Raw genomic sequence first — 12876 nt, forward strand, 5'->3', positions numbered from 1 at the left:
TTGTCATCATTTCTCATGATCAACAGAAGGTATGAACAAATGCTTTTTTACTAAGCAGGAAATCAGATATTTTTAACCGCAGCCACTGTAGACAAAGCCGCCTCTAAATCGCTGTATATAATGTTGCCGACGACTACCGTATGGGCGGATTCCGCCGCTAGGCGAGCTTTGTCCGCATTATCGATTCCGCCGCCATAAAACAACTGGGCATGGGCAATGGATGCTCTAGCCCGCTTCACAAGCTGCATATCTCCGAACCTTCCGCTATATTCCAAGTAGATAACCGGAAGCCGCATCAGCCTGTCCGCCATCCGCACATGCGCGATGAGCTCCGATTCCGTCAGCTCGGTTTTTGCTTCGGTTACTTTAGCCGCCGTCGCATCCGCATTCAAAATAATATAGCCCTGCGCCGCCGTTTCCTCCCAAGGCACAAAGGAGCCATACTCCATCAGCCCTTCGGTTTGCCGTCCCGTGATCCATTCAGCCCGGCTCGTATTCAGCACAAGCGGCACAAAATATCCGTCGAAGCCGGGAACGGCTCCCTCTAGGCTGGACACCTCAAGCGCACAATCCACGGCATATCTGCGAACCCGCGCCATGAGATCAACCGTATTTTCAAAAGTAACGCCGCTGGAGCCTCCGACGATAATCGCATCCGTACCTGAGGTGCATATTTGATCCAGCACCTCATCGGATATTTCTCGATCGGGATCAAGCTTAAACACATGCCTCCAGCCAGAAAACCAAACCTCATTCATGAATAACCAAACCTCGCTTTTTCACAAAAATCGAATGTCGAATCATTGCCCTTCCTTCTATGCTATGTCAGCGCGAATAGCGTGTCAAATGATCCGCTGAATGAAAACAGCGCCCCCATTGGCAGGAGGCGCCGAAATGCGGTTAATTGTGAACAAGCAAGCGATAGGGGGCTTTAATTGGACTCGTAAGCACGCAATCGAGCATTAAATGCATTGTATAAGGCGAATTAACATGAAACTATCCCGTTAATTCACCGCATTTTAGACGAAAAAGGGAATTAGATGGATTTTCTCCTGTTAAAATTCTATTTCTCGCCCATAAGTGCTGAAAATGTTGATATTATCGGGAGATTTTCCTGTTAATTGATCTATTTACAGCCACGCGGGACAATTAAATGGACATTTTCCTGTTATTTTCCCTCAGAGGTTATTCGCCTTATAAAACTGCCTATGAGCATAAAAAAACGAGCCTTAGAAGCAAATCTAAAGGCTCGTTTTGTTTTGTCTTTTATAATAAAAAGCGTTTATTTCTTCACTAGCTGCCCGCGCGTTACGCCGAGCTGGTTGATTGCTTTCAGACTGCGCCATACTTGCGTGCCGCTAATGCGGCCATCGAGCGCATCGCGGTAAAGCGACAGCACTTCAAGCACCTTCTCCGGCGTCTCTTCCAAAAACTCGACGCGGAAGTGGGATACGCCGTAACCGACAAAGTTGCGGATATACTCTGCGCCTGATTGCTCAATCGCGTTGTATACCGTGTTGCGGCAGCCTTCGTCCACGCGAACGGGATGCGCCATGCCGATGCGATCCTGCAAGGAAGCACGCTTCTCCTCGCAAGGACGACCGCAGTTCGTAAAGTCTGTCCCTTCGCTCATAAACGTGCAGTACACGCAGTGCTCCGTATGGAACATCGGCAGATGCTGATGGATAACCATCTCCAGCATGCTAGTATCCGAGTTTTCAAGCAAATCGATCATTTGCTGAATGTTCAGATCGTACGATGGCGTAATGAGATCTAGGCCTACATCCGTAAACAAATTGACGGCCTTGTGGTTTGCCACGTTCAGCGAGAAATCGCCGATCAGCTTAGGGAAAGGCTTATCCGGATTCGCTGCACGGGCACGCAGGTAATAGTAAAGCGCCCCTGTGTTCCGCACGAGCACCGCATCAGGCTGCAGCTTCAAAATATTCGCATGGTAGCCGTTCTCGCCCGGCATATGAATGCGCGGCGTTGCCAGCGCAATCGGCTTGCCCGCTGCACGCGCAGCGGCTACGGCAGCCGGGAATTGCTTAATAAATTCAAAATCGGCGTATACGTAAGAGATATCGGTCGTTACCGCTGCCTGTACCTGCTCAAGGCTGCGGCATAATGCAATCAGCTTCGCATCCTTGCCGCTTTGCGGCGCCAAAATATCCTTCTTCGCCGCATCAGCCTGATAAACATCCTCACGCGAGGCAACCGCATTCTTGATATAGACAGGCGGCTTCGGACGCTCGCCCGCAAGCAGCTCTACCGCCTCGCGGCGCAGCCGGTTCAGCTCGCGGATCGGTACGATTAGGTCGCCCTGCAGCTCAACTTCAAGCTTCTCCAGCTGATAAACGGTACCGCCGAGGCGGCCCAGCTGATCCTCAAGCAGCGCCGCATCCATCGGACGCTTCTGTGCTTGCTCCAGCTCTAGCTCCGTGACAACCTCTACCGTCGTTCCCTTCTGAACATCGGTCCACCAAGTGCGCATCGGCTGCCCGAGCGCTCCGGTTACTCTGACATGAAGCGGGAATACGCGGTACGGCTTCTCCGTTTCAAAGGTTGCTCTCAGTCGCTTATCCAGCGCAGGATCGCTTGTTTTCCAGACGCGGTCGCCGACATGCACCTTGCGCAAGTCAACATCATTGCGGCCCGCTACAAGCTCAATCATCGTGCCTTCCTGCGCTTCGCCTTCGATCTTCACGCCTTGTCGGCGGATATCGTAGACGCGGCCGCCCTCTTCCTTCTTCGTCGGGTCGCCTGCGTCAAACACAATGCCGTCTCCGCGCTTAAGCGGCGCGTCGATGCGCAGCGTAACCGCATCGCGCATAATGCGCTCCACACGGCCGAGGTAGACGCCCCGGCTTTTCGGGAACGTGCCCTCTACGAGCTGCTTGTTGTTCGTTCCCGACAGGAAACCATGCGTGAAGCCGCGCGAGAAGCTTTGCTGCAGCTCACGCACATCCTCCGTTGACGGCTTCGACAAATCGCCGTCAAAATATTTATCGATCGCACGCCGATACTTGCTCACGACATTCGCGACATATTCCGGGCTTTTGAGGCGTCCTTCAATTTTAAACGACGTAACGCCCGCTTGGATGAGCTCCGGCACGATATCGATCGCCGCCAAATCCTTCGGCGACAGCAAATACGCGATGTCGCCCATCGGCTGAACCTCGCCATCGACCATCAGATCATACGGCAGCCGGCATGCCTGCGCGCATTCGCCGCGATTCGCCGAGCGTCCGCCCCACATCTCGGAGGTAAGGCACTGGCCCGAATACGATACGCAAAGCGCGCCATGCACGAATACTTCCATAGGCAGCTTCGCTTGCTCGCCGATCGTACGGATTTGCTTCAAGTTATTTTCACGGCCAAGCACGACCCGCTCAAGCCCGAACGGCTTCGTAAACTCCACCGCTTCAGGCGACGTAATCGTCATCTGTGTCGAGCCATGAATCGGGAAGTCCGGAGACAGCTCGCGAATCAGCTTCACAAGGCCCAAATCCTGCACGATTACCGCATCCACACCCGCATCGATACACATCTCAATAAGCTTCTGCGCGTCTCTCAGCTCGTCTTCGAATACGAGAATGTTAAACGTCAGGAAGCCCTTAACGCCGTACGTATGCAGAAAAGCCATAATTTCCGGCAGTTCCTCACTTCGGAAGTTGTTCGCGCGAGCGCGCGCATTAAACTTCTCTACACCAAAAAATATAGCGTCAGCGCCATTGGCTACTGCCGCACGCATGCATTCCCAATCACCGGCCGGAGCCAGCAGTTCTATATCCGATCTCACTATTGTGTCTGTCATAATAACGATCTATCCCTCACATTCTTAAAACCTGCTGCTACTATCTTAACAAACCATAGGCATCTATACCACTACACAATACTGGCATCGCGCAAAAAGACTGGCTTTCGCATCGCGAAAGCCAGTCTCCATAGTCTTATATCTACTCAGCGGCGCTAGATTGTATGTTTTGGCCGTCCTTCAGCGTATGCTGGCCAGACACAACAACGCTCTCGCCTTCCTTCAATCCTTCCAAAACTTCCTGGTAAATGCCGTTCACCCGGCCTAGCTTAACTGCCCTCTTCTCAGCAACGCCGGCGTTCGAGATATAAATAAAGGTATCGCTGCCTTCTCTCACTACGCTTAGCGATGGAACGGCTACAACCAGCTCTTCCTCGGTCGTCGTCAACTGGACTTGTACACGCTCGCCCGGCTTTATGGCGCCATCGGAATTATTCGCTAACAATTCCAGCGCATACATCCTGCTTGCCGCATTCGGCACATCGGAGAGATAAACAAGCGTTGCCTTCCTCTTGTCGGACGGATTATCGGCATTATAATATAGAAGCTCTTTTTTGCCGCGAGCGAGCGCCGCAGCAGGCTCGCTCAGCTCGGTCTTGATCGTCAGCTGCTTCACGTTTTGTACAACGGCTATCGTGGCGCCGACATTAATCGCCATTCCCTCCGTAATGGCAAGATCCGTTAGCGTTCCAGCTGCCGGAGCAATGACGCGATAACCCTCGAGCGCCAAATCCGCTTGCTCCAGCTGAACGGCAGAGGAATCCACCTGCCCTTCATAGACTACAAGAGAATTCGCGCTGTCATGGGATGCTAGCTGCTGCTTAGCGGATTCCAAATTTCTCCGCGCGGCGTCAATCAACTGCTGATCATCCTGCGAGCTTGCTTGAATGAACGCATCCTCTAGCGAGGCAACGGAATTTACAAGCGCAGCACGGCTTGCCGCCTGATCGTCCCTTGCCTTCTGCAGTGCTTTCTGGGCACTTGCGAGACCTGCTGCCGCTTGCTTCTTCTGCAGCTCGGCACTGCGTGATTCCAGCTGCACAATAACGTCGCCAGCTTTGACCGCGTCACCGTTCTTCTTCAGTATTTGAACAACCTTGCCGCCTGCAAGCGCTGGAATATCCAATTTGACAGCTGCGCTGACCTCCGCTACCTGCTCGCGCGGCTCTCCCATGCTGACTTTGGCGGCGGCTTCTGTTTTTATAGGAATGACAGGCGTGCTCTCGCTCTCTTCGGTAACTGGCGCCGCTTCCGAGCAGCCGGCAAGCAGTACAATGGCTGCAATTAAAACAGCCGCCACCGATCCAGCTCTTTGCTTCCTTTTTGCAAATCGTTGAAACATATGAATCAGCTCCTCTCTATACCTCTAATCCTTTAGGCGTTTGGTTATCCGATGGACTTGCTTTAGTTTTGTTTGGCCGATTGAACATTTTATTTTTTATGACCTCGAGTATTTCATATACGACGGGTACAACAACGAGCGTAAGCAGCGTCGAAGTGATCAGCCCGCCAATAACAACAACGGCGAGCCCTTTAGAAATTAGCACGCCTTCGCCAGCGCCAAGCGCGAGCGGCACCATAGCTGCTATCGTCGCTACAGCGGTCATAATGATCGGGCGCAAACGAACTAAGCCCGCTTCGACCAACGCTTCACGGACAGGCAAGCCTTCCTCCCGCAGCTGCTGTGCGCGATCCAGCAGGACGATCGCGTTGGTGACGACGATGCCGATCAGCATCATAAATCCGATCAAGGAAGTGACGTTGATCGATTCATTAGATACCAGCAAGCCGAGCAGTCCTCCTATAATAGCAAGCGGAAGCGAGAAAAGAATCGCAAACGGCGTGCTCGCATTACCAAAGCAAAGCACCAAGATGAAATAGACGATGGCAATAGCGATAGCCATCGCAAGGAACAATTGCGAGAAGCTCTCCGCAATATCCTCCGAGACGCCTTGTATCTCGGTCGAAACGCCCGTCGGAAGCTCGATATCTGCGAGCGCAGCCGTCACCTTCGCGCTGACTACCGTCTGATTCGGCGAGTTGATCAATGCGGTTATTTTCACAATTTGCGCCTGCGACTCCCTGCTAAGCGACACTGGGGCCTGTACCTCCTCAAGCTTCGCCACCTCTTGCAAATAGACGATTCCGGCCGTTTGCGATTGAATCGGCATTTTACCAAGCCGCTCCATCGAATTTTTGTCCTCGTCCGACAGCTTCACCACAGTGGTGTAAAGCTGGTTGTCGAGCCGGATATCGCCAAGCGGCTGCTCTGCGATCCACATCCTTACCGCATCCCGCACTTGAGCCGGGGACAAGCCTAGCTCCCTTGCCTTGGACTGCGAGACGGTAATGCTTACTTCGGTTTTGGCGTCGCTTAGCGTATCCTCGATATTGATCAGCTCAGGAAATTGCTTCAGCTTCTCCTTCACGACAAGTGCGCCTTGCTCCAGCAGCTGCTGGTCTTCGCCTTTTAGTACGTAAGAGAAATTAGACGTACCGACTCCGCCCGTGTCTCCACCGGTCGTTTGAGTCACCACCTCAGAGCCTTGCGGCAGCTGGGCTTCGATAATCGCTTTATATTGCTTCAAAACCCGCTCAACATCGGCATTTTCGTTCAGCTCCGCCGTTATGTTGGTGATGTACGGGATCTGATCATCATCATCATTGTAGCCAACCAACGACTCAACAAAGGTGAACAGCTTGTCTCCTGCACTATCCTTTGCTTCGAGCAGCATGTTCTCGATCTGCTGCATCTGCAGGTCATTGCTGGCAAGCGAGGTTTCGTAAGGAAGCTTCACCGTAATGAATACCAGCTTCTCCGGACCGCCGGATGGCAGGAAGTTAACCGCTAAATTCGGAATCGTAATGACCATCGTCGCAATCAGCAAGACGAGGGAAAGCAATAACGTCTTGATTCTGTTGGACAAGCACCATTCAAGCACGCGCTGATAGAAGCGAGGAACCTTTCCTTCATGCGAATGATCCTTCATTTTGATTTGCTTCCGGCTGCGAAGCACGAGCAGCTTCGTCATCATCGGAATAACCGTCAAGGCGACCAGCAAGGATGCGAGCAGCGCACAGGATACGGTCAAAGCGAAAGGACGGAACATTTCACCAACGATGCCGGTAACGAATGCAAGCGGCAAAAATACGCCTGCCGTCACGAGCGTCGAGGACGTAATCGCCATCGATACCTGCTTCGCTGCCATAATGACGACCGATTGGCTGCGCTCCTGCGCTTTTTCCAAATTGCTATAAATATTCTCAATGACGACAATACTATCATCGACGATACGCCCAATCGCGATAAACATGCCGCCAAGCGTCATGATGTTAAGCGTGATGTCCAAAGTCGACATCATCACGAGCGTAATCAAAACCGACAACGGAATCGAAACAAGCACGATTAACGTCATTCTTATGTTGCGAAGGAACAACAGGATCATGAGCGAAGCGAGAATAATTCCGATAAAACCTTCTTTTAAAATGCCGCCAATCGATTTTCTTACTTCATCGGCGCTGTCATAAATTTTGTTAAACGTAATTTGGGGCTGCTTCTGCTCCCAATGGGCTATAACCCCATTTACGGCATCCGAGAATTCAACGGCATTTGACGCGCTTGTTTTGTACAAACGAATGCCCAGCGCAGGCTTGCTATTAAATCTGGCTATAAACTTCTCATCATTAACAGCCTTAATTTCCGCCAGATCCTTGAGCAATACCGTCTGCCCTTTGCCCGTTACCAGCTCTAGATTTTGCAGCCCGTAAATGCTGTTTAAATCACCCTTCACGCGGGCCATTTGCGCTTTCCCGTCCAGCTCGACGGAACCAACAGCGCCGTTAGTAAGCGCCGCTTGAATCGCGCTCGTTACCTCTACGCCCGAGAGGCCAAACACCGACAACGCATCCGCCTTTAGCAAAATGTCGAGCGTTGTCTCGCTTACGCCGATCGAGTCCGTATGGTCAATGCCGTCCACACCTTCGAGACTCGGCTTGATTTCGTCCTCGTACAGCTTGTTCAGCTCGCCCTGCGACATCCCTTTGTCCGCATAAAGCGTCAAATAATAAGCCGGGCTGGAGGAAAAACCAAAGGTCATCACTTTAGGCGCTGCCGCACTGTCTGGAAGAGCCACCTCCTGCACTAAGCTCTCCAGCTCCTTCTTCTTCTTCTCCACGTCGGCGCCTTGCTTGAACTGCACGATGATGCTCGACACATTATCGCTGGACGTTGAGCTCAGCTTATCCAGATCTTGAAGATTAGCAATCTTATCCTCAATCGGCTTCGTGACCTCTTCCATCACATCCGTGGGCGGTGCCGGATAAGCCGTCGCAATCATAATAACCGGAAACGAGATGTCAGGAATATTTTCTACCTTGAGCGACGATGCCGAGTAAAGCCCTCCTCCTATAAGCATCGCGATCAAGATCATCATTGCTGCCACTTTATTCATCGAAAAGCGGATCAAACCATTCAACCAAAACCCCTCCTGCCTTTGCTATCTGTACAAAACGCTGATTAAAATATCGGCATTTCCTTCATTGAAGTTAAATCAGAAACGGAATTTCCCGCCGATTTGCTCCCATTTCTCATAAAAGACCGTTTCCCGCAAGGGAACCGGTCTTTTACCTATCGTTTCAATTAGTTGAACCGAATCGATTGTGCCGCGTCGTTAATAATCTTAAGATTGCTCTCCGTTGCTTTGATATCGTACGTAATAAAGCTAAACACAATTGAGCCTTTGGCTGTATCAAAGATATACAGAACATGAGAATAAGGGATATCATTCTCTGGCTTCGACACATGGATTTCTACTCTTTGAGCTTTCTTTCCGTTAATCGTTACTTCGGAAGCCCCTCTAAGCTTGACTTCCTGTGCAATACCATCGGACGACCCCGGAAGCTGCGATAACGAGACTACAAGCGCATCGGCTTGTTTGTCGGATTGAGAGATTTGGAGATTCCCCGCACTATAAGTATAAAGGACCGTATCCTTGTTAAAGTTCGTTTGCAATCCATTCCAGTAAGTAGGAACTTCAATGGAGTAACCGTAAGTAGAGCTGCGTTTTGTTGTTTTTGCGCTGCGGTCAACCAAATTGATATCCTCTTCAACCGTTCCAAAGCTTTTCTCGATATAAGCGATATCAATGTCAACTGAATCAATGATCTGCTTAAACAATTGTTTGCTCTTCGCGCTATTGGAAGAAGGATATATATAGTCGAACAAATAACGGTAGTCTCCCGAAATGTAGGCAACCTCGATGTAGCTGAACCAAATATTGTCTCCGTATGAAATCTCATAGCTTAGCGATAATGCGTTGCCATCTTGCAGTGTTATAGGTGCTGTCGTTATATTGCGAAGGCTTGAGCTAACATTGTCCTCGCGAATGCGCGCTTCCCTGCGTGACGCCCAATTCTCAAGCGTATCGCCTGGTGCTGCTGCTGAGAACGAGAATTGGAATGCATCTGTATCATTTTCATACCAAGGAGTCGTGCTCTCCGGATCGCTGCTCCAGTCAGCCGGCAGCTTAACGGTCAAGCCATAATCCGACTCTTTAAAGGTGATTAGGCCATTTTTCACTTTCGTAATGTCTTTTAGTGCCGTATCTGCTCCGTTAAAGGAAGGCACAAAGCTGTTTAAGAACGCATCATAGCTGTTCAGTACAGATTTGTCCGCTCCTTTTGCGCCTACGATTACAATATAGAACGTATCGCCTTTCTGAATACCGCGGAACTCATAATACATTTTAGATTGTTTCGTGTAGCTTATAACCTTCTCGAACGTTAGCCCATCTACGGTGATAGTACGTTTATCTACGGTGATCTCATCTTCTTCATAATAAGAGAAAATTAGATCTCTTTTTTCTTCGCTTGTCAGTTCATCTTCGCCAACGCTTTCAGTAAATACGTTCACCTGCGCAGCTACCTTGGAAGCATCTGCTGTATCAGCCCACTTTACAGCATCGCCGTTATCACTTTGATAAACCTGTACGAGACCTGCTGGATATTTCAAAGACCAGCCATAGTAGCTGTCGCCCACTTTTGTTTTGCCAAAATCCGAATCGATCGACGTACCGCCGTCTCCTGATGATTGTGCATGTACGCCAACGATAACCGTTTCCTTCGTAGCGCTGTCCGCTGTGATCTTCGCGCCAAAAGCTTCTACGATGACGCGAAGCGGAACCATCGTCGAGCCTTTTACAACGACAGGAGCAACGGCTACCGCTTTTGCGGCCCCATTCACTTTTACCGTTTTGCTTCCGAAGGTTAATACGATTTTGCGGTCATTGTATGTAAGGGTAATGACATTGCCATTTTCCAATTTAAGTCCTGCTCCAAAAGCGTTAGTAATGACCTTGAGCGGAACCATCGTCGTGCCATTGCTTACGAATGGAGGCTCAACGGTAGTCGCTTTGCCATTAATTTTGACAGTTGGGCTTCCCGTCTTCAAACGGACTTCAACCTTATTGCCCGCATCTGCAGCGAATACAGCTATTGGCAGCATCGCAAGGATTAGCAATGCTGGGAGCAGCATGGCTAGCATTCTTTTGTACACGTTCATTTTCATTTCGAATAACTCCTTATTTTCAAATAATTGCGAGAGCTTAGCGTTTAAAAATTAACCTTCGACTAATGTAAGCTTGTGAGTTACAAGATCGCCGTCGATCTGCAGCATCACGTCCACCTGTTGACCCGGCAGATAGCTTTTTAACAGCTCATTAAGCTCAACGATTGTAGAGACTTGTTTGCCTGCAACTTTGTAGAGCAAATCGCCATTTTGTATGCCGATTTTTTTGGCTGCTGCTGAAGTCACGGATTTGACCGTTAACGGATCAGAGGTCGGAATGCCGATGAGCGCTGACCAGCTTTCCTCTAGGCCGAGACCAAGCGAAGCGCGTTTGACATGACCGTATTTGAAAAAGTGATTCGTAACGTATTGCACCGTATCCGCCGGAATGGAAAATCCGAGATTATCGACGCCTACCTCCACAAATTTCAAGGAGTTGATGCCGATGACCTCTCCCTTCATATTGACGAGCGGCCCGCCGCTGTTGCCAGGGTTAATAGCCGCGTCCGTTTGCAGGAGATTGTAAGCCGATGAGACACTGCGGTTCATACCGCTCAGAATGCCGCTTGTCGCCGTATTGCGAAGAGAGAAAGATACCGGAGTACCGATTGCAACAACCGTTTCCCCTACCTGCACCTTAAGCGGGGATGGAGCAAACTTCGCGATGGGAAGCTTTGTGGCTTTAATTTTTACAAGCGCCAGGTCGCTCGCTTCATCGTAATGCGTTCGTTCTGCATCATACTGCTTTCCGTCAGCCGTAACGACGACCAAATTGGTCATATCCCCGACGACATGCGCATTTGTCACAATCCAGCCGTCCGCCTTGATAATAACGCCGGTTCCATGCGCGAGCGCATATCTCGGATCAGCCGAGCCAATATCCTTCGGCTTGCCGATAATGGCGACGACGGAAGGCGATACCTTTTTGACTACAGATGGAATATCAACCGGTTTATACACATAGGTGTTCGTCTTCGAGTCAAAGGTGCCGGTTCCGCCTAGTGCGTTCGTCAACGAGCCTGCTTTGACATAAACCTCGCCATTAATTTTAATAGCGTTCAGAGCATGCGTATCCGAATTGCTTGTACCCGCAGCCCATGCTGTACCTGCAGCTACAATCGCTCCTAAAACGATGAAACTGCAAACACGTAATAAACTGCTTTTCATGAAGCCACTCTCCCTATCCATCTCTATACAGGCGCTGGCATAACCCTAACGTTTTTCCTGTTATTTCTATTTAGCAACTATTTCGTAATATAGCATATTTCACCATTGCCAACAATGAAAAATAGATAGATTAATAGACCTTATGGCATAGAAAAAAAGCCGGCCCGCCCCTGCACCATGCTGGTTTTGTTTATTTATTATGCGATTTTGTCAAAAGTGGTTTCCATTATGTGTTCTTATAATAGAAGTGGTATACTATGTTGGACTACTAAATCAATCCATTTGATGGATTCGGGAGGTAAATGAACAAATGAAATTAGGAGTATTCAGCGTGCTTTTTGCACAAAAACCGTTCGAGGAAGCACTGGACTATATCGCTTCCAAAGGGCTTGATGCTATTGAAATCGGAACGGGCGGATACCCGGGAGACGCGCACTGCGACCTCGATGGATTGCTCGCGGACGAAGGTAAGCTGAAAGCGTTTAAGCATGCAGTAGAATCACGTGGATTGATGATCAGCGCACTTAGCTGCCACGGCAATCCGCTTCACCCGCAGAAAGCCATTTCGTCTGATCACGATTCGGTTATTCGCAAAACAATTGAACTGGCTAACCGCCTTGGCGTGTCGGTCGTTAATACGTTCTCCGGCTGCCCGGGCGACCACGAGGATGCCAAATATCCGAACTGGCCGGTTGCTCCATGGCCAAATGATTTCCAAGATATTTTAAAATGGCAATGGGAAGCAAAAGTTATTCCATATTGGTCTGAGATCGCTAAGCTTGCAACGGCTGGCGGCGTGAAAATCGGCCTTGAGCTTCACGGCGGCTTCTCCGTTCACAGTCCGGCTACGTTGCTTCGCCTTCGCGAAGCGGCAGGCAATGCAATCGGAGCTAACCTAGATCCAAGCCACATGTGGTGGCAAGGCATCGATCCTGTACAAGCGGTACACATTCTTGGCCGTGCAGGCGCTATCCATCACTTCCACGCGAAGGATACGACAATCGATCCAATCAACGTTAACCACCATGGCGTAACGGATATGCAATCCTACAGCCTTATGCTGGACCGCGCTTGGCAGTTCCGTACGGTTGGTTATGGCCATGATCTTAAAGTTTGGGCAGACATCCTTAGCGCGCTTCGTCTTGTCGGCTACGACTACGTTGTCAGCATCGAGCACGAGGACGGCTTAATGTCTGTAGATGAAGGCTTCACGAAGGCTGTTCAAAATCTTCAACAAATCCTGATCCGCGAGCCGCTTGGCGAGATGTGGTGGGTATAATAGATAAACAAGAAAAAGGTCTGCCGGACTTGTCCGGCAGACCTTTTT

Annotated in this window: 7 protein-coding genes; 1 reads left to right on the forward strand and 6 read right to left on the reverse strand. The window is 50.1% G+C overall.

Annotated features, from left to right (window positions below; all coding sequences use genetic code 11):
- Positions 1-62: 62 nt before the first annotated feature.
- From pcrB to A7975_RS24565, 6 genes are all read right to left on the reverse strand, one after another.
- A complete protein-coding gene (gene pcrB, locus A7975_RS24540; RefSeq protein ID WP_065386908.1) occupies positions 63-758 on the reverse strand; it encodes a heptaprenylglyceryl phosphate synthase in 696 nt (231 codons plus the stop codon).
- 524 nt (positions 759-1282) lie between these two features.
- Positions 1283-3817 (reverse strand): U32 family peptidase, encoded by a 2535-nt coding sequence (locus tag A7975_RS24545; protein WP_141680414.1) that lies wholly within the window; start codon positions 3815-3817, stop codon positions 1283-1285.
- Between the two features lie 142 nt (positions 3818-3959).
- Positions 3960-5159, reverse strand: coding sequence for an efflux RND transporter periplasmic adaptor subunit (locus A7975_RS24550; RefSeq protein ID WP_065386910.1), 1200 nt, complete (start codon positions 5157-5159; stop codon positions 3960-3962).
- A gap of 16 nt (positions 5160-5175) precedes the next feature.
- Complete coding sequence (locus A7975_RS24555; RefSeq protein WP_065386911.1) at positions 5176-8292, reverse strand: efflux RND transporter permease subunit; 3117 nt, start codon at positions 8290-8292, stop codon at positions 5176-5178.
- Positions 8293-8456: 164 nt separating this feature from the next.
- Positions 8457-10382 (reverse strand): stalk domain-containing protein, encoded by a 1926-nt coding sequence (locus tag A7975_RS24560; protein WP_065386912.1) that lies wholly within the window; start codon positions 10380-10382, stop codon positions 8457-8459.
- A gap of 51 nt (positions 10383-10433) precedes the next feature.
- The gene (locus A7975_RS24565) at positions 10434-11549 is read right to left on the reverse strand and encodes a S1C family serine protease (RefSeq protein WP_065386913.1); all 1116 of its coding nucleotides are present in this window, start codon (positions 11547-11549) and stop codon (positions 10434-10436) included.
- 310 nt (positions 11550-11859) lie between these two features.
- Between A7975_RS24565 and A7975_RS24570 the strand changes: the two genes are divergently transcribed.
- Positions 11860-12828 carry a sugar phosphate isomerase/epimerase family protein gene (locus A7975_RS24570; RefSeq protein ID WP_053373851.1) on the forward strand — a complete coding sequence of 323 codons (969 nt, stop codon included), beginning with the start codon at positions 11860-11862 and terminating at the stop codon, positions 12826-12828.
- Positions 12829-12876 lie beyond the last annotated feature (48 nt).

Origin of the sequence: Bacillus sp. FJAT-26390 (assembly GCF_001682865.1) — a bacterium.
Classification (GTDB): Bacteria; Bacillota; Bacilli; order Paenibacillales; family Paenibacillaceae; genus Pristimantibacillus.

Coding starts and splice junctions, on each gene's coding strand:
- A7975_RS24565 (WP_065386913.1), bottom strand. CDS start 11,549: ATGAAAAGCAGTTTATTACGTGTTTGCAGTTTCATCGTTTTAGGAGCG.
- A7975_RS24550 (WP_065386910.1), bottom strand. CDS start 5,159: ATGTTTCAACGATTTGCAAAAAGGAAGCAAAGAGCTGGATCGGTGGCG.
- A7975_RS24545 (WP_141680414.1), bottom strand. CDS start 3,817: ATGACAGACACAATAGTGAGATCGGATATAGAACTGCTGGCTCCGGCC.
- pcrB (WP_065386908.1), bottom strand. CDS start 758: ATGAATGAGGTTTGGTTTTCTGGCTGGAGGCATGTGTTTAAGCTTGAT.
- A7975_RS24560 (WP_065386912.1), bottom strand. CDS start 10,382: ATGAAAATGAACGTGTACAAAAGAATGCTAGCCATGCTGCTCCCAGCA.
- A7975_RS24570 (WP_053373851.1), top strand. CDS start 11,860: ATGAAATTAGGAGTATTCAGCGTGCTTTTTGCACAAAAACCGTTCGAG.